Raw genomic sequence first — 20,514 nt, 5'->3', positions numbered from 1 at the left:
GCTCGTTTGCCAGTCCCGGCCGAAACGATCCCTGCCCGTGTGGATCAGGCAACAAATTCAAAAAATGCTGCGGGACCGGCTCCTGAATAACCATAGCGAAACCGCAATTAGGCGGAGACCTGACCTGCACCAAATATGCGGAAGAACCCAATCAAGGTGAGACGCGAAAGCCGACGGCTGTTCTATGTTGGCCTGACGCGGGCCCGTGACGAGATCCACATGCTGTACTCCGGTTAGGTCGATACCGGCCGCGGGCGGATGTATTGGAGGCGCTCGCCGTTCCTCAACGAGCTTGAAGCGCGAATGGAAGAGGCCGAGGGCCACTGATCTATGCTGTCATTCCGTGAAGCCCAGGCTGTCGAAGACCTGGCCGATCTCTTCTACGATTTCCTTCCCGGCAGCGGGAACACCCGCACGGCGTTTCCGCTTGCGGCCGCCCAGGCTGGCATCGGCGAGCTATGGATTCCAGGGAGCAAGCGGCCGGCGATCGTCCAGCTCTTGACCGCCACTCTCGAACGGCGCCGATCGCTTTTCACGAAGCTGATCGTAGCGATCGTTCGGCAGGCGATGACGTACCGGCGCGGCAAGGGCAATGCCCTGAGCCGCGCCGAAATTGACCGGCTGAACACTCTCCTTCCGGGCGTGCAATTCAAAATTCCCGAGTTGCTTGATCCCGGCTTCCTCAGCAGCTTTGGACAGCCAAAGACGGAGGAGCCTTCTCCACAAGCGGCGGCGATGCTGAGCGAGGCGAAGGCGAAGGAACTTGCGGCGCTTCTGATCGAGATCCCCAAGCTTGATCCGCAGACCCGGGGCCTTCGGTTTGAAGGCTTCCTCAACGAGTTGTTCGCAAGGTTCGGGCTTGCGCCGCGCGGCGCGTTTCGCATCGTGGGAGAGCAGATCGATGGGAGCTTCAGGCTCCAGGGTCACACCTATCTGGTGGAAGCCAAGTGGCACGGTCGCGCTCGGCGTCGCCAACGGCCGCATGAAAGATAATTTCGATCTGTGGGCGATCCCCAGGGCAGTCCCTATCGCAGATACGGATCTTGATGCTGCTATCCGAGCGACTTTCGCGCGGCGACATACCGACATTCCTACCGATCGACCCCTCGAACTTTCAGCGACCATGCTGGACGATACGACCAAGCAACGCCAGTGGCGTGCCTACGCACAATCAATCGACCACGGAGGTCTGTCGCTGGTGGAGGTGTGGATGCAGTCTGGGCGCTGGTGGGTCCATCGTGCGGGCGCATCAGATCGTCAGTAAGCAGCGACCTTTTTGATTTTTGCCCTTAGCCAAGTGGCAGCATTCTCGCGCGAGTGCGTAGCTGCGACACAGGCGCCATGAACAAAACTGGTTTTGCGGCAAGAAGTACGGTGCATATGTAAAGAATCAACTGGTGACGAGCACAGATTGGCTAGATCCCCGCCACAGATGTCGGATAAGAACCAAGGGCAAGGTCTCCGACCGGCAACATCATGCTTTGCCCCTTCTTGCCTGCACGCGACCGTTCGACTGCCGAACGCAGGTCCGACGCGAACTGAGACACAGAACGACGCGGTCCGTGAACGCGAATTCGTTTGAAATGTGCCCAGTCCGACCATAGATGAAATATGCATGCTTTAGGGAAAGAAGCATGATCGACTATCGAGATCCTGTAACAGCGAGGCGGCCAGGGCCTCCTCAGCGATGGCCACGCGGTGTTCACGCATTGCAAGCGCTAGCGCCCTATCCCATGATGCTTCGGCTGTTTGCCCTTCGAGTGGGTGGGCGAGGCTTGACGCCGTCCGGACGGCGTCAAGATAGTCGATGGCGCCAAAGCGCCACGGCTCCGCGCCATGTTCGCGCATGACGTGGTTGCCGATACGCAACCCCGGCCAGTCGAAATCGCCGTGATAGCAGAGCCGCGCCCCTGCCTGCGCAAGTTGGGACAGAAGGCATCGCTGTGCGGCAGCGGGCATGCCGTCCGTACAGACCAGCGGGGCGCAGCCAGCCCCCCATCGGTCAGCAGCGATGGCGAGCAGGTTGGGATTTTCACACACATAAACTTTGCGGCCCGCTGCATCCCATTGGGGCGGCGAGCGCAGCAGCGATCGTAGCGATGCGTAGACCGGTTCTCCTGGGAGCCAACGACCGCTTTCGCACTTACCTGAGGGGAGGTTCAAAAATAGGGCCGGGCGTGCCAATTCATTGACCAGAACGCCTGCGCTGGCCCAGATGTCACGCGCACGCTCCGCAGCACTGCCGGTCGCCTGCAAATCGGCGTCCTCTTTCGGCTCTAGCAGCGTGTCGCTACCTTTACCGGAATCGGGCATCGCGGTCCAACGCCAGACTGCCAGCACCAGCGCCGCTGCCGCCCGGCCATTGTCGAGCGCATGGGCATCGCCTAACACGTCGGCGGCCAGTTGCGAACGCGTGATGCCTTTCGCCGGCAGACGTCGCAGCACCTCTCCAACACCCCAACAAAGTTTCGTTGCAACGATCATATCCTGTCGAGCGAGCCGCTTGAGCAGCCCGATGCCCTTCGGTGTCAAGAGGAAGGCGACCAAGCCGGCATGGCTGCAACTATCGATTACCCCCGACCAGAGCGTTTGCAGCCGAAGGCGCGCCTTGGCAAGATGAATGATAGGGCCGTCGAGCTTTTCCAACGCGTCGCGCAAGGACGTGGCGATCCCCGAGCGTTGCAAGGCAGCATCGACGTGACGAACGTCGAGCTGCAAGGACTTGGAACGGTGCTGCGGACGGCCGAGCAGAGAGGCTAGCGTCGCGTGCTCCTCTGCGCTAAGTTCGGTGACGCGAATATGTTCGACAGCGCCTTCGAGCGGCGCACGCTCGAAGCGTTGGCGCAGTCGCTTGCGAAGCGAAGCGAGATGCTCGCCGCCGAGCAGGCGTTGAAGACGTGCGTCGACCTGATCGCTCATGCCGGCGCAAATCGGCGATCGGGGTCGGCCTCAGGCGCCTTTTCCCGGCCGTCCCACGTCCACCGCGAAACGAACACGGCATCGATGCCTTCACGCCGTTGCAACTGGCAGATGGCGACGCCAGGCAGTTCGGCATAACAAGCCCACTCGCGCTCGCTGGTGATGACGAAGTCCAAATCGAACTCGCGGATCAGCCCCATGCAATGCGCACGCGCGGTGTCATCGATGCCGGCAAAAGCTTCGTCGAGCAGCATCAGACGGGGGGCCAAGGCGTGGCTGCCCTGGCTGTAGAAACTGGCGACCGCGGCGAATAGCGGCACGGTGAGACCGAGCGCCCGCTCGCCGCTCGAGGCGGGTCCGGAGAGCTTGCGCCAATGTCCCTCCTGCCAGCGCTCGACGCGGAAGCGGTGCCAATGGCGATAGTCGAGGGCGCGGGCAAGCTGATCGAGCAAGGTGCCGCCGCCGTCCTTTTCGCCACTCGAATCGGCGCGTTCCCGCTCGGCTGAGATGCGCTGCTGCAACATCGCGCCGACGACGCTCCGGTCGTCTGCCGACCAGAGGTCCGCGCTGGTGTTGAGCAGGCGCTTGCGCGCCACATCGAGGCCGACTGGCGAGCCTTCCTCTTCGGCCAGCGGCTGCCATAACAGGCGATAGCGCACGCCGGTGGAGGTGGGACGCTTATGCAGTTCACCGTTAATGGCATCGACCTGCCGTTCGGCGGCCTGCAGCAGGCGCTGGATTTCGGCGGCGATCTCGGCCTGCAGATGGTTCTCAAGAACGGCCCGTTCGTTCGCGGTGAGAAGTTCGCTGCGCTGGCCGATCTCTTCGGCGAGCCGCAAGGCGAGACGGTCCGGCCGTTCGCGTCGATTCTGGTAGATGATATCCACTCTGAAGCCCCAGTCGCTGGGATCGGCCTGGGCTTGGTGGCTCAGCGCGCCCAGCGCGCGCTGCAGCTCGGTCAGCTCTTCGGCTATCTGCCGCTGCACGCGTGCCCATGCCTCGTCGTCGTCCCTGAGGCCGGACAGCTCCTGTTCCGCGCGGCGGGCGAGCGTAAGCGCCGGGTCGATGGTCCACGGGTTGGCCATATCAGGCAGTTCGATATGGGGCAGCGCTGCCGACAGCAGACCGGTGACCGCGAACTGCTGCAATCTGGATATCGTCTGGACGCGCGCTTCGCCGCGCTGCTGAAGGATGACCTTCGTCGTCTCGGCCTGCTGGCCGGCGACCGCACGCGCTTCGCCCGCCTTGCGCAGGGCTTCGGCGGCGAGCTTCAGCGTAAGTTCGCCGGATTCGACGGCGCGGCGGGCATCGGTCAGTTGCCGCTGCAGTTCCTCGACCTTGGCACCGACCGTCTCCCGTAGCACGTCGAGCCGGGCGGAGGCGTCTTCCGCTTCGATACGGGCTGCCGCGAATTCCTCTTCGCGCTGCCGTACGTCGCTTCGCGCTTCACTCTCGCGGGAACGCTGCCGTTGCCACTCGGGCAGTGCAAGACGGAGTTCATGGGCCGCTTGTTCGAGCCCAGCCTGCGCATCGCGATAATGATCCAGCGCCGTCTCGACGGCGGGCAGCGCATCGGGCGATTCCGGCAAGCGCAGGTCGGCCGCATCTGCGGCGCGCTTTTCGCGCATGGCCTTGAGCGCCTGTTCGGCCTCGCGGCACCGCGTATCCGCTTCGGCCAGCTTTTCGCTGGTGAGGCGCACGGTGTGGGCGCTGGCGGTGGCGACCAGATGGGCGCCGCGCAGCGTCTCATCGGGGGGCGCAAGGCGCCACTCTTCGTCGGCCTGCTCGCGATCCAGCGCGAGCTGCTCGACCGTGGCTCGCACGGCCGTCAATTCGTCGGAAAGTTGAGCTAGGTGGTCGGCAATCTCAGCCAACCGCTGCGTACGGGCTGCGGCGCGGGCCGCATGGCCGATATAGACTGCAGTCGGCTTGCCCCAGGCGCCGGACAGTGAGCCCACGCGAAAGCGACCGTTGGGGGCGATCCAGGCCTCGCTGTCGATGGGGTCGTCGTCCGCACAGGCGATACCCGACAGCATGCGCTCGACGACTGTGGTCGGCACGGAGCAGCCGGCCGGCACAGTGGCTTCCAGCCAGTCGGCGAGCGATGGCGAAGACTTCTGTCGTTCCAGAACCTGCGTGTCGTATGGCAGCGCGCCGCCGTCGCCGACCTGGAGGCGCCCGTCCGGCGAGATCCAGGCGTCGAGCAGCCCGGCGGCTTCGAGCGCGGCCTCGAGGCCGGCGCACTGCGGGGCAGCCACCGCATCGCGGAAGTCGACCACCTGCCAGAGCGGCGCGCCCTGGCGCGCCTCGCGGGCATTGGGGCCGCGCGTATAGGGCAGAGGAGGTGCCATGTCGTCGCCGGCTTCCAGGCGCCCGCGTTCATCTTCGAGGGTCCTGCACTCCATCTCCAGCGTCTCCCGTCGGCCGTCGAGCGCGACGCGACGTTGTGTCAGGGAGAGGCTGGTGCTTTGATATGCCGATTGCAGCAGGTACCGGGCAGGGTTGTCGCCTTGTAGCGTCGCCGTCCACTCCGCCAGGGCAGTCAGAGCCGCGGACCTGTCGTCGGGATCGACGAGCAGTTGCTTGAGACCGATGAATTGTCGGTCCCAGCTTTCCACCAGGTCCCGGCCTTGCCGTTCGACCTCGGCGTCGGCCCGGGTCCGACCCTCGACAGCCTCTTCGGCTTCGGCTTGCCGTTCGTCTTGGATTTCGCGGCGCCGCACATAGGCTGCCTCGGCTTGCGCGGCTTCGCCGTGGCGGCGACGCAGCAAAGCGATCTGCTCGCGCCGGCCGGCAACGAGATTTCGAAGCTCGGTGCATGCCCTGTGGAAAGCAGGCTGCGTCAGCTCGACCAGTGCGGATGCCACCGATGCGGCAAGGGGGTTTCCGGCGTGCTGGCCGGCGATGCCCGCTGCATCGGCGTGAATCGCGCTTTCCCGGTGCAGATCGGCCAACACGCGTTCGGCCTGCTCCACGCGCCCGGCGGCACGTCCCGTTTCTTCGGTGCTGAGCCCCAGCCGTCGTCCTGCCTCTTCGACGGCCACTGTGGCTTTCTGCATCGCCTGCCGTCGCGCCGCCATCTCCTTCTCGGCGTTTTCCAGGCGGTTGGCGTCCTGCATCGTCGGGTCGGAACGCAAAGTATCGAGCTGTGCACGCCCACGCGCCAGCACGATCTCGGCATCATCGTGGGCAGTTCGTGCAAGCGCTTCTTGCACTTGCGCCTCGTCGAATTCGGCCTGAGCTTCGCCTCGAAGGCGACTGGCATTGTCGAACTCCGTTTGGGCCTGGCGCAACAAGCGAGCCTGCCGGCGGGTCTGAGTGCCGGTATAGGCGCGATAGCGTTCCTCGAAGCGGCCGACGGCCTTTGCCAGCGCCTGGTATTCCTCGAGCTGACGACGGTCTTCCTCCAGCTGTCCGAGCGCTTCGGCGACGTCACCGAGCAATTCGGGTGCGAGCGGCGGCAGGGCCTCTGTTAGGGCATTGGAGAGCGCGGTCTCGTCCGGCTTTCTCGAGAGCTGCGGCTGGCGAAGCTGGATCAGCGTGTCCATCAACGCGTCGTAGCGCTTGGCGCCCAGATGGAACAGGCGCTCGTCGACGGCACGGCGGTAGCTGGCGGCGGTGTCGAACACCTTGCCACGGCCTTCAAGCGCATCGCGCAGGCGCTCCTTGGTCAGCACGACCCGCTGTGGGCTCGTTAACCACAGATCCTGGTTGATGCGCGGCGCGCTGTCGGCGTGTTCCAGCAGGAAGAACCAGCTGTCGATCTGTGCGCGAGCCGCCGTCGCCGACAGACCGGCGCCGAGCGAGAGAAAACGCGGCGTGCCGTCTTCGGCGACGCGGCCGAACTCGATCCACGCATAGCCAATGCGCCGATCGTAGCTGTTCATCAGCAGGTTCCAGGCCATCTTCTTGCTGCCGTCCCCGTCTGGCTCGATGCGCGACGACTTGAGTTGCGCATCGAGCAGGAACGGTAGCGTCAGCGACAGCACCTTGGATTTGCCGGTGCCGTTGTTGCCGCGCAGCAGCAGATGACCGTCGCGGAACCAGAATTCCTCGCTGTCGTAGTGGAAGAGTTCCACCAGGCCCAGGCGCAGGGGTTGCCAGCGCTGCTGCGTCGGCATCGGCAAAGCGGGTTTTTCCGGCGACAAGGCGAACAGGTTCAATCGGTCGTTCATATCCGTTCAAACAGAGGGCCGGCGGCTGCGGCGGGTGCATTGCGGGTGTTGCGGATTTCGACCTCGCCCAGCGCGAAGCGGGCGAGCGCCGGCAACGGATGTACGGAACCTGCTCTTCGTACCGCTAGCTGCAGCTTTTCCAATCGTTCGATCGCGATGGCAGCGAGCTCGCGTTCGGCGCCGGGCTCGCGTGCCGATTTTCGCCAATAGCGGCCGTACCGGCCCTTGGCCTCGTGCAGGAAGCTGGCAATGTCGTGCTCTCGTATCCCGGGTGCCTGTGCCGTATCGGCGCCATGCGCCTGTCGCTGCCTTTGGCCGGTGGCCAGGTATTCGGCGACCAGCAGCGTAACATGCGCATCGGTGCCCTCGGCCGGCATGGCCACATCGGTCAGAAGGCCGGCTTCGTCGACCAGCGCCAGCCCTTCCGCGCGCTGCTCCGCCGTCAGGCCGACGTTGTCGCACAGACGAGCAGCCATCGCTCCGCGCTGGTTGAAGAAGTAAGCGCGGGCTTCCGGGTCCAACGACTCAACATAGACTACCGGATCGTCGAGAAGCCGGCGCGCGAGTTGGTGGCGTAGTGCCGTGCGCCGGCCCTCCTCACTGTCCGCCACATGTTCGTCGATCAGGGTGTGCAGCCGCTCTTCGAGCGAGACAGGCGCTTCTTCCGGCGTCCAGGTGGACGGGCCACGCACCGCTGCCAACATGCCGGCGAGCAAGCGGCGCTGCACGTCGTAGAGCGCATCGGCCTGATCGCCGCCACGGGCATGCACGAATGTTTCTTCGTCGCCGGCCACGCGGTGCAATACCCGGAGCTCAAGCAATGTGCGACAAACCGAGACGAGTTCACGCCGCTCGTGTTGCGCCTCGAGCGTGAAGGTGAAGTCGAGCGCTGGCTCCGCGGCGAGTTCCAGCAGTCTCTCGCCCAGCACGCGCAAGGTGATCTGCGACTCGGCGCGTTCAAGTACTGCGCAGGCGAGGCAAAGCAACACATAGCGGCGGCGGTCGTAGCCGGGAAGACCGCGCATGGCGTCGGTCAGGTTTGCCGGCCGCTTATAGAGGCGTGCGCCCTCACGCTCGACCTGCAGTATCCAGCCCGTCTCGCGCGAAAACCATTCGCGCAATGCTTCTGCCTGGCGGCGTACGGCAGCGAAATCTTCGTGTGCCGGGCTCATCAACGGCGTCATCAAAAGGGCGCGAACGCAAAAGCGAAACTCCTCGCGCTGGAAGCGTTGCTGCTGCAGGCTGATGCTGCGACTGTCGTTGGAGCTGCTCATCGCTTTCATCGACCCTCCTGTAAAGGCGTGATGGTGATCAGATGGTCGCGCCCGGCAAAGACGCCGTGCGGCGTATCGATCCTGGCGTGGCTGTCGGAGGCAAGCGGCTTCAGGTGGATGTGCAGCAAGCCGTCTCCCGTCTGCCGTTCCACCGGCGCCCCCGGCCCGGCCTGTTCGCTCAGCGCTTCCCCGAGCAGGCCCAGGAACAGGCCGAAGGCATGCATGTCGAGTTCCCCCAAATCCGAAAGCCGCGCGGGCCGGCTGGTGGCGAGGCGCTTGCGCGCCGCTTCGACCTGGAGCGATTCCTCCGCGAGCTGAAGCGCCAGAAACGCGCGCTCTTCGGCGCGGTCCCGCACGCGGGGCAGCGGCCCGCGCGGGGCGGCTTCGCCGTATTCGCGCAAGCGCGGGTGAACCCTGAGCGGCGCAGCGTCGGCCCAGGAGGTGCTGGCCGGTAGTTCGCCGGCCGCGGCCGCGTTGAGCGAGAAATGCCGTGCCGGATTGAGGGCGAAGGCGGCTCGCGCAAGCCGGTGTGCGTCGCCATTGTCGGCACAAGCGGCGAACCAACCGGCGAGCAGGCGAAAATCGGCCGAGCGATCGCTGCGGCCGCTGCGCCGCTCGTTGAGCGCAGCAATCGCAGCCAGGAGCTGCGGGATGGCCGACCGGGCCCGGGCCCGCAATAGTTCGGCTTGAGGCGGTTCACGGCCGGTGCTGAGGAACCAACCGCGCAGACCTTTCCAGCGTTCTCGCCAGGCTTGCAGGTAGCGGTCTCGCGTATCGGCCTGATCCTGCGCGCTGCCGGGAGCCGCATCGCGCGATTCCCGCTCGGCCACCTGCCTCAGCAGGTCATCGATGCCCGATTCCAAAGTGAGGATGAGGCGTGCAATGGTGTCGGAGCGGCGTACCAGATCACCGATGAAGCGTTCCAGATAGTCGATCAGCCGCCGCTTGTAGTGCACCACCGCGGTCGCCTCGGCCTGTTGCAGTTCGATGCTGCGCGCAACGCCAGCCATGAATCCCTGCGCGTTTTCGGCCAAACCCTCGAAGACGCGCACCAGATCGCGGAGCGTTTCGTGGATCTTGGCCACGTCAGGTTCATCTGCGCCGGCCAATGCCTCAAGGGCCTGCAGTCGGCTCGCTATGTCTTCTAGCGCTACCGTTTGCAGCTCGGCGCGGCGTTGCAGGGTCTGCACGAAGACCGCCAATGCCGATTCCACCGCCTCGCCGCCCTGCGACAATCGGTAAAGAAAGCGTGCGCGGTAGAAATCGCTGAGGCTGGAAACCCGTGCGGTGTCGGGATGCGATTCGAGATTGCCCCATTCCGCAAGCTGGGTGAGCGCTGCATTCACTTCGTCGATGCGTGCCGGCCCGTCCGGCCATCGGGCTTCGGCAAGCACTTCGTCGGGCCTCAACTGCAGGCGATATTGCCGCTTGGCCGCAGCGAAGACGTCCATGATGCTGCGGTAGAATGCCGCTTTCTCGGCACTCACGTGGCGAAATAGATCCGCCGAGTCATTCACAATTTGCACAGGCAATCGTCGGTCCTTCAGCTCAACTTCGAACGTTTTCGCTTTGTTCTCTTGCGTCGTCAAGCAGCAATTCCAAATGGCTTGTTTTTTGATTTTTCAGCGGCGATTTGGTCTTCAATTTCCTAGAGATGACCTGGAAATGCCACTCTTCGATAAAGCTTAAAAATACCCAATTAAATCAATATCCCGGCTTTTCCAGCAGGTCCAATGACGGTATCGCGAAAATAAAAAATATTTTGACTAAGAAAATCAGATTTTTAAGATGGTCCCAAATGATCGAGTGGGAGTGAGGGAGGTAGAAACGGCGGTGTTTGGCGATGATGGCATAGTTTCAGCCGCCTTTTGTTCCGGCTCCGCAGGTCGGCGGTCCCGGGTTCCCATCCTCGTGAGAGACTGTCTGAACGGGAATATATCTCAATGAAATCCAAGCGCCAAAATCTGAATTCCGCGACCCGGCCGAACAAGGAGCCCAAGCTCTCGCGCACCCATGCGCCTGCCGATCTATCGCCGGTGGACTGGCAACGCGCCCTGCGCCGCCAGTTCGGCCGCGAGCAGGCCTTCGGTCTTGAAAATCTCAACAGCGAGCCGTTTTTCTCGGAATTTAGGGTCAGTAATCCAGTTTCGAAATCCAGCTATCGGGTGGCGATTCGAGGTTTGGGGCCAGGCGGCAATTTCTGTTCATGCCCCGATTACGCCACCAGCGAGTTGGGTACTTGCAAGCACATCGAATTCACGCTTGCCCAGCTGGAGAAAAAGCGCGGCGCGAAGACGGCGTTTGCGCGCGGCTACCAGCCGGCATTTTCAGAGTTGTATTTGCGCAATGACGGCAAACGCCGCGTGCATTTTCGTGCCGGAACGGACTGCCCGCCGGCGGTGAGCGAGGCCGCCGCGGCCTTGTTCGACAAAGGATGCGACGGCATGCTTCCGGACGACCGTTTAGGCGACCTCGGACCTTTCATGGCCCAAATATCGAAGTCCGGTCACGAGTTCCGTGCCTATGACGATGCGCTCGATTTCATCGTCGGAAGGAGGGATGCGAACCGGCGGGCCTCGAAGCTCGAGCAGCTATTTCCGGGCGGTGCTGCCGACCCCGGGTTGCAAGCGCTATTGAAGGCACCGCTCTACCCCTATCAGGCCGAGGGCGCGCTGTTCGCGGTACGGACCGGCCGGGCGCTGATCGGCGATGATATGGGACTGGGCAAGACCATACAGGCGATCGCCGCAACAGAAATATTGGCGCGGCATTTCGGCGTCTCGAAAGTTCTGGTGATCTGCCCGACCTCGCTCAAATATCAGTGGCAAAGCGAGATTGCGCGTTTTTCGAGGCGACAGGGCAAACATGCGGTGCGCGTCATCAACGGCGGACGGGCGCAGCGGCAGAAGGACTTCGCCCTGGACGATTTCTGCAAGATCACAAACTACGAGAAGCTCAAGCCGGACCTCGACCTGATCGCCGCCTKGGCGCCCGACCTAGTGATCGTCGATGAAGCGCAACGGGTGAAAAACTGGAACACCATCGCGGCGCGCGCCTTGAAACGCATCGATAGCTCCTATGCGATCGTGCTCACCGGGACGCCCTTGGAAAACAAGCTGGAAGAACTGATTTCCATCGTCCAGTTTGTCGATCAGCACCGGCTCGGGCCAACCTGGAAGCTGCTGCATGAGCATCAGGTTAAGGACGAAGCCGGACGCGTCACCGGCTATACCGGGCTGGAGAAGATCGGCCAGACGTTGGCGCCGGTCATGATCCGCCGGCGCAAATCCGAGGTGCTGCGGCAACTGCCCAGCCGGACCGACCAGAACCTGCTGGTGCCGATGACCGAGATGCAAATGCTCTATCATCAGGAAAACGCCGACGTGGTGGCGAAAATCGTCCATCGCTGGCACAAGACGAAATTCCTGTCGGACAAGGATCAGCGGCGGCTGACCTGTGCGCTACAGAACATGCGCATGTCGTGCAACAGCACCTATCTGCTCGACCAGGAAACCGATCATGGCGTCAAGGCAGACGAATTGGCGGCACTGTTCGAAGATTTGTTCGCCGAGCCCGGGGCCAAGGCGGTGGTGTTTTCGCAATGGACGCGGACTCACGACATCCTCATCCGCCGCCTTGAGGAGCGTGGGCTGGGCTACGTCAGCTTCCACGGCGGCGTGCCATCGGACAAACGGCCGGCACTGGTTGAGCGGTTTCGTGACGACCCCACCTGCCGCGTGTTCCTTTCGACAGATGCTGGCAGCACGGGCCTCAATCTGCAGCATGCTTCGACCCTGGTGAACATGGACTTGCCGTGGAACCCGGCGATCCTTGAACAGCGCATCGCGCGCATTCATCGCATGGGCCAGAAACGGCCGGTGCGGGTCATCAATTTCGTGGCGAAGGGCACCATCGAGGAGGGCATGCTTTCGGTGCTGGCGTTCAAACGCTCCTTATCGGCAGGAATTCTCGACGGCGGCAGCGGCGAGATCTCGCTCGGTGGTTCGCGCCTCAGTCGCTTCATGAAGGACGTGGAAAACGTCACCGGGCGTATGGGTGAGGGCGAGGCCGTGACGTCGGCAGAGGAAGTCAGGAATATCGTTACTGCCGATGACGCCGGATCCGGAGAAGATGCAAATGCGAATGTAAACGTTGGCGCTGGCGAGACGGCGCTCGCGCAGGCTGATGGGGCTGGAGCATCATCACGCGATGCAGGTCCAGATCCGTGGCAAGCCTTGGTGCAGGTTGGTGCGCAATTTATTGCTGCTCTGGCGGCTGCCAACGATCCCAGCGCTCCGGCGCATCCATGGATTGAGCGGGATCCGGCCACCGGCGCGCAAAACCTCAAAATGCCGCTGCCGCCGCCGGAAACCGCGCGGCAACTTGCCAATACGCTGTCGGCGCTCGCGGACACGTTGCGGGGCCGGTGATAAAACCTCTGACCGCGCGGCCGACAGCAGAGGAGTTGTCACATCGGGCTCACCTTTCCCGCCACCTCTACGCCTGGTCGATTTGCAGATGCAATTTGATCGGGCGTGTCCGTCGCAGACTGATGGTCTTTTCTCCCCCGAGCCGATGACGTCGTTCCTGCTGAAGATTTCGAAAATCGGCCGATCGATACTGATAGTGGTAGAAGCCGCGCAGACTCGCGGTTCTTTTCCGCTACGGATTAACGTTCGCCGTCGATTGCGGGGGGACCACGTTGGCGTGGCGCGCCAGCAGCCGCCAGCGTGCATCCTCCCATACATAGACATTGGTGAAGCGTCGGATCAGCGGGCTTGATGCAAACATCTGACCAGATATGCTACCCGGCGTCGCTGTGATCGTCTCGTTTCCCATGACGACGCCGACAGCTCCTGTAATGGTGAGACGCTCGATCGTGCGCTCAAACCTGTCGGATGCGATCGCTCCTGATCGCATAGCTCCCGCACCGTAGCAGCATCCACGACTTTGTTGTTGAGTGCGTTCCCCAGATAGTTCGGATGCTGGATCTTGGCGGTTGCTGCGGCATCGCTGCGGGCGCCGGCCTCCATCTGAGCGAGGTCGGCGGCGCGAAGTTTGTCTTCGCTCGGTCCATCAATGCTGGATGCCGCACCCGCGGTCACCGGCTCACCAAAGTCAGACAATGCCATCATGTAACTCCTTCGCCATTTCTGTATTCAGGTTTCGCGTCTACGACCTGAGGGTCAGCAGGTCGATGATCCGGTTGTGCGCTATCATGTCGTTCTGGAGCGTATCGTGGGCAACGTTCACGGGGTCGAGGCCGTCCTTGTAGGGCCCCACGGTCGTTCTAAGGACGTGAACCGAAGGGCATGTCGGCGAGCGTTCTGTCGACGGTGCCCTATATCCCCGCAGACGCGATGACGCTTTCGCTCGGAGGGGAGCGATCGTTCAAGGCGCTAGCCGCGCACCGCGATGGAAGGCATTTGCCAATCGCGCAAAGCTTCCGGAACCAGCTGTGCTGAAGGCAGTGGTCGAAAACCGTCGAACGCGTCAACGGGCACTGGTGGCATCTGCCCGAGCGCGGCGTTATTCCGGAGAAAGTGCTCGAGCGCATAGACAAACATGTGAAGGCGCTAACGCCGATATTGAGCACCTGCGCTGAGAAGTGAGCCAAACCCATTGCTGGGCGAGAGGGGGAATAGCCGCTGCGACTTGGTCCAACGACCCGAAATTCCCGATAGAGCATCAATCCCTCCGTACAGAGCCGGCGACTTGCGGCTGATGAGGTTTTCATCCGCCCTAGCCTTGGCACTGCGGTTCTGCTACGTGGATGCCGGTACTTTTTATCGCTAATGTGATTGCGGTGGCTTGTTAGCAAATTTGCCAAGAGGATCGATTGGCGCCGATAGTTGCTGAAACCACAGAAAAAATTCTGTGCAGATTTTTCCTTTAAAATCAATAGGTCTAGAATTTTGACGGTCCGAAAGGCGGCCTCTCTTTTCGGGAAGAAAGGATTATTTTGTGATTTCAAATGCTTATTGTCTATTTGAATAATTGAGTGGGAGTGAAGGGGAGTACCGTGGAGTAGTATCGGATAGCAGAGGACACTCGAGCGAATCCTAGGCTATCGATAGCAGTCGATAGATTCTAGGCGACCCGCAGATCTGCCGCTCTGTCGGGCGTCTCCCCGCTCTTCGAACGGCGCCCATACGCTGTCAGGCCCACCCCAACCTTCGCGACTTTGTGGCCTTCAAATATTCGGTCGCGCGCTGCTCGAAGAAGTTAGCGCGCGCGACCAGTTCTCGGCGTCGATCACACGGTCGTAGATCGATTACTGCTCCTTCTTGAACAAATCCTGGAAGATGAGCTGGCCCCAAATGCAGTCGCGTGCGTGCACCAGCGCGCCACCCTCGTTGAGCTTTCCCAGCTTGACGGGTGCGAACCCGAGTTGTTTGGCCAAGGCCGCCACGGGAGCGGTCGCGTCCTCGTCGTCGCTCGACAGAAAGACGACCCGGTGGCCGCCCTCGACGATCGGATCGCAAGCCAGGGTGGCCGCAATCAGGTGATTGAAACCTTTGACGAACTTGGCGCCGGTGAACGCCTTGGCGACGAAGGCGGAGGACGGGAGGCCGTCCAGCTCTTCAAGGGGAACTAACGCGTTCATCGTGTCAATGACCGTCTTGCCTTTCCAGCTCGGCAGGGCCTTCGCAACCTCGCGATGCTCCCCGAACGGGACCGCCAAGATGATTGTGTCGGCCTCGAGTGCATCCCGCAGCGACTTGGCGACGACCGTGGGTCCAATCGCCCGAGCCTGCGGCGCCAACACCTCGGGCGGCCGGCGGCTCGCGACGGCCACCTCGATGTTTTTACGGGCGAAGGCGTGGGCGAGGGCCTGGCCTATCTTACCGAATCCTACAATCGCATAGCTCATAATGCTTCTCCGATCTCGTGTTGATATTGATTCCCCGGCCCTTCAGATGGCCGAGAAGCCGCCGTCGACAGACAACTCCACCCCATTCACGAAGCTCGAATCGTCTGAAGCAAGAAACAGCGCGACCGCCGCAATTTCCTCAGGACGACCCATCTTTCCCCGCGGGATCAGGGATTCGAACATCTGCTTCGCCTCCTCGGTGAGAACTTGGTCCTGCATCGGTGTGGCGATCGGCCCCGGGCTCAGCACGTTCACCCGGATATTCCTGCCCTTCAGTTCGTTGAGCCAAGTGCGTGCGAATGAGCGCAACGCCGCCTTGCTCGCCGAATACACGCCGTAACCAGGAAAACCTTTCACCGAAGCAACTGACCCGGTCATGAAGATCGATCCGCCATCGTTGAACAGCGGCAACGCCCTCTGAACCGTAAACAGCGTGCCGCGCGTATTCAGGCCGAAGGTCGCATCGAAATGCTGCTCGGTAATCTCGCCCAGTGGGACGGCTTCGCCCGTGCCGGCGCTCGCGTACAGGACGTCGATCTCGCCCTTTTCCCGCTCGACTGTGTCGAACAGACGGTCGAGATCGTCGAGATCGGCCGCGTCGCCGCGCACGCCGATCACGTTCCGGCCAATCAGCTTGACGGCCTCGTCGAGCGCCTCCTGCCTCCGGCCCATGATGAAAACATAGGCGCCTTCTTCAACGAACCGCTTGGCGCTCGCCAGCGCCATGCCGCTCGATCCACCCGTGATGACTGCAACCTTACCCTCAAGCTTTCCCATGACTTCTCCTTTTGTGGTGTCCGGACAGCATCTGCCTCCGAGAACCTCGAAATGGGTCCGCCGGCGTCAGTTGTTGAGTGCGGAAGTGCGCACATCGGTGGTGCAAAATCGATCCGGCTGGACGACTGACGCCAGCCGCGACGATCGGAGTCCGCCGTTCGGAATTGGGCCGCACTCGTCGACATAAGCTATGATGACCGCCCGTACTGCTGTTCGATGTGTTAGATACGGGCTTTGGAAGGCGCACCGCGCGGTGCCGGATTGCACCATGATCGACTGGGATGACATTCGCTACTTTCTTGCCGTCGCGCGCGAAGGCTCAGTGCGGGCTGCCGCCGAGGGCCTCGGGGTGTATCACTCGACCGTGCTGCGACGCATCGCACAGCTCGAGGAACGCCTCGGGGCGCAGATGTTCGAAAAGCTGCCTTCGGGCTACCGCCTGACGGCTGCGGGCGAGGAGGTCCTCGAGCTCGCGAACCAGATGGAAGCGTCGTCGCACCAGCTGGAGACGCGCGTCTTCGGGCGCGACCAGAGCGTGCGCGGGCTTCTGCGGGTGACGTTGGCTCCGACCCTCGCGACACACCTGCTCATGCCGGACTTCGCCGATTTCGCGCGTCTGCATCCGGACATCGAGATGGAAATCTTGTCGTCCGGCGAGCTGGCAAATCTGACCAACCGAGAGGCCGACGTCGCGATCCGCGTCGTCTACGACCGCAAAACCCTGCCGCTCAATCTTCACGGCCTGAAGGGACCGGAGCTGTTCGGCGGCGTCTACATGTCCTGCGATCGACTAGCCGCATGGCGTGCGGGCGCGCCTGATCCCATCCGGTGGATCGTCATAAGCATTCATGGAATTCCGGATTGGGCCAGCGAGGGTGAGGTTCGCACCACGGGGGTTCCATTCAGGACCACGGACGCCGAGGCGCAGATCGTTGCTGTACGGCAAGGGCTCGGGATTACGACACTGCCGTGCTTCGTCGGAGATGCCGACCCCCTACTGGTGAGGGTGCCGGGCACCGACCTGCACATGTACGGAACGCTCTGGCTTCTCACACAGGGGGAGACACGCAAGACGAAGCGCGTGCGGCTCTTCACGGAGTTCGTATCCCGCAGGCTCGCCGCGTACGCTCCGCTTCTCGCGGGGCTGTCCATATCGCGCGACTGACGCCCGGCAGGTCGCCGGCGACGCTTGCCGTAATCCGGTCGGAAGCCGAGCTGCGATCGCTTGAAGCGGCGTCGTTCAATCCGCGAATGTTGCGCCGTATCGCAACCGGCGCGAGGGTCACACTACTGACGGCGACGGACTTCACCATCGCTGACGGTCTTTTTGGCAGGCTGGAGACGCCGCTTTTGCGGAGAACTCCGAGGAAAATAGACCAACCGATATCGATAGTCTTTGAAACCGAGCAAATCGCGGATCGCCGAAGTTCTCCTTTGAATTCAAGAGCGAGAATTTCTGACGGATCCGGGATACGGTTCTTCGTCGTCAGCGGAATGATTTTGCTCGATGGATCAGTCGGCGCCGTACAAAGTTCAGTGTTGTCGGCCCGACATTCAGGGCCGATGAATTGCATGCGAGCAGGGCGGCTTCCGCCACGTGCAGACATTGATGTGCATCCCGTAGAACGTCCGAATGAGCCGAAAGCAGACTGCCAGCACCTGGACTGGTAACTCGAGAAGCCGACATCGTTGACCACTGTGGACAGTCCATGATCGCCCCAAGTCACAGGCTAGCGTCGGAAGGTGAGGTGGATGGTGCCACTCGGTGCCGTTTCTGCCGTGACTGTGTAGCCAGCTTCTAAGCCGCGCAGATCGTCCCACAGGCGTATGCCGCGCCCAAGCAGAATCGGAGCGATGGCAACATGAAGACGATCGACAAGGCCTGCCTTGAGGAAGTCGCGAACGACGGTAGCACCACCGCCAACCCGCACATCTTTGCCGTTCGCCGCACTAACAGCCTGCTGGAGCGCATCAGCAGGAGTGGTGGTGAGGAAACGGAAAGTAGTCCCACCGGCCATCTCTATGGAGGGCCGTGGGTTGTGGGTGAGGACGAAGACCGGAACCCGGAACGGTGGCTCGTCGCCCCACCAGCCACGCCAGTTCGGATCGTCGGGAAAGTTGTGGAGTCCGAACATGCCAGCGCCCATAATCTCGGCACCCACATTAGCGAAGTACTCTTTCGCGTATTCGTCGTCGACACCTGTGGTCCCTGCTCCCGTGGTATCCTTTAACACGCGCTCACGGAACGTTCGCGTTGCAGCATATGCGCCGACGAGACGCGGCCAGTCCTCGCCGAACGGGGCTTCGGGCGTCTGGTCCGTCGTTGTCGCGAAACCATCGAGCGAGATAATGAGATCGACACGAACTGCCACTGGAGTCCTCCTTGCGAGTGGTTGCACCATAACCGCCCCTACATTCAGGGATACTAAGGCAAGTACCTTTATATTCGGAGCCGAATACTAAGGCAAGTGCCTTTTTATCCTTGACTGGCGCCCTCGACTCAATTTACTAAGGCGTATGCCTTACCATTCGACTCCCCTCGATCTCGCCTTTCACGCTCTCAGCGACCCGACCCGCCGTGCCGTGGTGTCGCGGCTGGTCGAGGGCGAGTTGCCGGTCAGCGCCTTGGCCGAGCCTTTCGACATGGCGCTGCCCTCCTTCGCCCAGCATCTCAAGGTGCTGGAAGATTGCGGGCTGATCGCCAGCGAGAAGCGCGGGCGCAGTCGCTGGTGCCGGCTGGTGCAGGCGCGCTTCGACGAGGCGGCGGACTGGATGGAAGCGGAGCGCCGGCGCTGGGCCGAGCGGTTGGATCGGCTGGAAGTCTACTTGGACAAAACGGAAGAGGATGATGAAGGACATGGCAAATCTGTTTGAAACCTGGTCGCTCGATCGCGAAATCGTGCTGGTAAAGCTGCTGAACCACCCACGCGACAAGGTCTTTGCCGCCTGGATGGACCCCAAGGCGCTGGCCGAATGGTACGGCCCGGCCGGCCTCAGCATCGAGAACCACGAAGCCGATATCCGCGAGGGCGGGGTCTGGCGGTTCGACATGGTGGGCGTGTTCGAGGGCCAGGAGCAGCGCTTCCCGAACCTCATGCGCTTTCTGGAGATCGTGCCGAACGAGCGGATCGTGATGGACTATGGCACGCCCGACCCCGACGACCCCGACCGTTTCCGCGCCACGGTGACGTTCGATGAGCAATCCGACGGCAAAACGGTGCTTACCATGCGCCAGCTCCACCCCAGCCGCGAGCGGCGTAAGGTGGTCATCGGCTTCGGTGCAGTGGAATACGGGCTGCAAACGCTGGACGGCCTCGCCGCCTGGCTGGACGGCTGAGCCGTTGGCCGCTCAGTGCCGCGCGCGCCAGTTGGCGATGGCCGAGGCGGCGTGCAGATCGAGCTGCGCTTGATCGCACAAGTCACAGCTTGACGGAGCAGGATGGCCACACACTATGTCTGCTTTCGGCGGCCGCTATCTTGATCTATGCGACAGCATGGGGGCGCTAGCGGCCGGCGGCTGACGACTTCTAGTGCCCGATATTGTTGAAAAACTCGGCTTTCTGTAGCGTCTGATTCCCTGGCCGGTAGCATTTGGACGGAAAAATGTTTTCCCAATAAATTCAATTAATTGACCTGTCTCCKAACAATCGAGTGGGAATGATAGCCTAGAGGCGGCCGCTTTCCAGCGGCTCCAAAAGTCCCCGCCAGCCCCGCTGCGATCTCGGATGCGCGGTCGGCAGCAGATGTCCGGGCACGTGGATACCTCCGCTGAGGCACATAGTATATCGCGCGTCCCCCAAGCTGCGGACTACGAAACCGTGCGGGAGGCCTGAGCCAATCCGGTCAGAAATCCAGCGACTGCTGTGCTGGCTTCGGCGGATCGAGGCTAACGCCCTCGAGTTCGAGCATCTTCATCTTGGACGATGAGCCGCCCGGCGCCGAAAAGCCGCCGATTTTACCGCCGGCGGCAAGGACGCGGTGGCATGGGATGATCAGGGCAACAGGGTTCTTGGCCATCGCCTGGCCGACATCGCGGGCTACCTCGGGCCCGACGCCGAGCTGCTTTGCCAACGCGCCATAGGTGGTCGTGTGGCCCCAGCCGACCTGCCGTGCGGCATCGTAGATCTGCCTGAAAAACGCGTCCTGGCCGTCCAGATCGAGCTTGATGCCGGAGAAATCCGTCTGTTCGCCCTCGAAATAGCGCTTCACGGCCGCCACTGCGTCAGCCACCTCAGGCGTCGGCGCCGCCGGTTCTGCGCGCGGAATGCGCCGCAACAACAGGTGCTCCGTGGCCTCGGCACCCTTGGTGGGCAACTGGAAACGCGTGATTCCGACATCGTTCCAGGCGATGCCACAGAAACCGCCGGCAGTCTCGAAGATGAAGTAGTGGTGCGCTGCCTGTCCCATGGCCATAGCCTCCGTATTGGCATGCCATGAAAATCGTACGGCAGAGCTTCGAATTCAACCCGTTTCTTGCGCCTTGGGGCGGTTTCCC

17 protein-coding genes and 1 pseudogene are annotated in these 20,514 nt (G+C 62.3%); 9 read left to right on the top strand and 9 right to left on the bottom strand.

Annotation, left to right across the window (positions count from 1 at the left end):
* The 4 genes from AC1DMK_RS13700 to AC1DMK_RS13685 form a co-directional block, all read left to right on the top strand.
* A partial coding sequence (locus AC1DMK_RS13700) for an SEC-C metal-binding domain-containing protein (RefSeq protein WP_477859685.1) occupies positions 1 to 86 on the top strand: 86 nt, incomplete at its 5' end.
* Positions 87 to 135: 49 nt separating this feature from the next.
* Complete coding sequence (locus tag AC1DMK_RS13695; protein WP_477859671.1) at positions 136 to 237, top strand: hypothetical protein; 102 nt, start codon at positions 136 to 138, stop codon at positions 235 to 237.
* A 93-nt stretch (positions 238 to 330) separates the two neighbouring features.
* The gene (locus AC1DMK_RS13690) at positions 331 to 993 is read left to right on the top strand and encodes a hypothetical protein (protein WP_477859670.1); all 663 of its coding nucleotides are present in this window, start codon (positions 331 to 333) and stop codon (positions 991 to 993) included.
* On the top strand, positions 902 to 1,264 hold the full coding sequence (locus AC1DMK_RS13685; RefSeq protein ID WP_477859668.1) for a nucleotidyl transferase AbiEii/AbiGii toxin family protein: 363 nt from the start codon (positions 902 to 904) through the stop codon (positions 1,262 to 1,264). Before AC1DMK_RS13690 ends, AC1DMK_RS13685 begins: the two co-directional genes overlap by 92 nt.
* Before the next feature lie 356 nt (positions 1,265 to 1,620).
* On the opposite strand, the gene AC1DMK_RS13680 is transcribed toward AC1DMK_RS13685, so the two are convergent.
* The 4 genes from AC1DMK_RS13680 to AC1DMK_RS13665 are packed head-to-tail and all read right to left on the bottom strand — an operon-like array spanning position 1,621 to position 9,957.
* Positions 1,621 to 2,919 (bottom strand): TIGR02679 family protein, encoded by a 1,299-nt coding sequence (locus AC1DMK_RS13680; RefSeq protein ID WP_477859666.1) that lies wholly within the window; start codon positions 2,917 to 2,919, stop codon positions 1,621 to 1,623.
* Entirely contained in the window at positions 2,916 to 7,094 is a 4,179-nt protein-coding gene (locus AC1DMK_RS13675; protein WP_477859664.1) for a TIGR02680 family protein, read from the bottom strand. Before AC1DMK_RS13675 ends, AC1DMK_RS13680 begins: the two co-directional genes overlap by 4 nt.
* A complete protein-coding gene (locus AC1DMK_RS13670) occupies positions 7,091 to 8,377 on the bottom strand; it encodes a TIGR02678 family protein (protein WP_477859662.1) in 1,287 nt (428 codons plus the stop codon). Before AC1DMK_RS13670 ends, AC1DMK_RS13675 begins: the two co-directional genes overlap by 4 nt.
* Entirely contained in the window at positions 8,374 to 9,957 is a 1,584-nt protein-coding gene (locus AC1DMK_RS13665; protein ID WP_477859660.1) for a TIGR02677 family protein, read from the bottom strand. The genes AC1DMK_RS13670 and AC1DMK_RS13665 overlap by 4 nt, the downstream gene beginning before the upstream one ends.
* 354 nt (positions 9,958 to 10,311) lie before the next feature.
* Between AC1DMK_RS13665 and AC1DMK_RS13660 the strand changes: the two genes are divergently transcribed.
* Positions 10,312 to 12,798: a DEAD/DEAH box helicase gene (locus tag AC1DMK_RS13660; RefSeq protein WP_477859658.1), complete on the top strand. Its 2,487-nt coding sequence runs from the start codon at positions 10,312 to 10,314 to the stop codon at positions 12,796 to 12,798.
* Positions 12,799 to 13,030: 232 nt separating this feature from the next.
* Here the strand turns inward: AC1DMK_RS13660 and AC1DMK_RS13655 are convergent, their stop codons facing one another.
* Positions 13,031 to 13,288: a nuclear transport factor 2 family protein gene (locus AC1DMK_RS13655; RefSeq protein WP_477859657.1), complete on the bottom strand. Its 258-nt coding sequence runs from the start codon at positions 13,286 to 13,288 to the stop codon at positions 13,031 to 13,033.
* Between the two features lie 404 nt (positions 13,289 to 13,692).
* Between AC1DMK_RS13655 and AC1DMK_RS13650 the strand changes: the two are divergent.
* Positions 13,693 to 13,980, top strand: a pseudogene (locus AC1DMK_RS13650) (type II toxin-antitoxin system HipA family toxin); the annotation flags it as partial.
* Positions 13,981 to 14,642: 662 nt separating this feature from the next.
* Here the strand turns inward: AC1DMK_RS13650 and AC1DMK_RS13645 are convergent.
* A complete protein-coding gene (locus AC1DMK_RS13645; RefSeq protein ID WP_477859655.1) occupies positions 14,643 to 15,242 on the bottom strand; it encodes an NADPH-dependent F420 reductase in 600 nt (199 codons plus the stop codon).
* A 42-nt stretch (positions 15,243 to 15,284) separates the two neighbouring features.
* A complete protein-coding gene (locus AC1DMK_RS13640; RefSeq protein WP_477859653.1) occupies positions 15,285 to 16,019 on the bottom strand; it encodes an SDR family NAD(P)-dependent oxidoreductase in 735 nt (244 codons plus the stop codon).
* Positions 16,020 to 16,287: 268 nt separating this feature from the next.
* Here AC1DMK_RS13640 and AC1DMK_RS13635 point away from each other — a divergent pair, with 268 nt between their 5' ends.
* Positions 16,288 to 17,184: a LysR family transcriptional regulator gene (locus tag AC1DMK_RS13635; protein WP_477859651.1), complete on the top strand. Its 897-nt coding sequence runs from the start codon at positions 16,288 to 16,290 to the stop codon at positions 17,182 to 17,184.
* 565 nt (positions 17,185 to 17,749) lie between these two features.
* Here AC1DMK_RS13635 and AC1DMK_RS13630 read toward each other — a convergent pair.
* Complete coding sequence (locus AC1DMK_RS13630) at positions 17,750 to 18,391, bottom strand: dihydrofolate reductase family protein (RefSeq protein ID WP_477859649.1); 642 nt, start codon at positions 18,389 to 18,391, stop codon at positions 17,750 to 17,752.
* Between the two features lie 145 nt (positions 18,392 to 18,536).
* Between AC1DMK_RS13630 and AC1DMK_RS13625 the strand changes: the two genes are divergently transcribed.
* Positions 18,537 to 18,893 (top strand): ArsR/SmtB family transcription factor, encoded by a 357-nt coding sequence (locus AC1DMK_RS13625; protein WP_307144695.1) that lies wholly within the window; start codon positions 18,537 to 18,539, stop codon positions 18,891 to 18,893.
* The gene (locus AC1DMK_RS13620) at positions 18,868 to 19,356 is read left to right on the top strand and encodes an SRPBCC family protein (RefSeq protein ID WP_477859647.1); all 489 of its coding nucleotides are present in this window, start codon (positions 18,868 to 18,870) and stop codon (positions 19,354 to 19,356) included. Before AC1DMK_RS13625 ends, AC1DMK_RS13620 begins: the two co-directional genes overlap by 26 nt.
* Before the next feature lie 506 nt (positions 19,357 to 19,862).
* Here the strand turns inward: AC1DMK_RS13620 and AC1DMK_RS13615 are convergent.
* Positions 19,863 to 20,426, bottom strand: coding sequence for a methylated-DNA--[protein]-cysteine S-methyltransferase (locus tag AC1DMK_RS13615; protein WP_477859645.1), 564 nt, complete (start codon positions 20,424 to 20,426; stop codon positions 19,863 to 19,865).
* Between the last annotated feature and the right edge of the window lie 88 nt (positions 20,427 to 20,514).

The organism is Rhizobium sp. 05L419, from assembly GCF_056397845.1.
The sequence above is the reverse complement of the archived record's forward strand: the minus strand, read 5'-3'. Positions and strand labels throughout refer to the sequence as shown.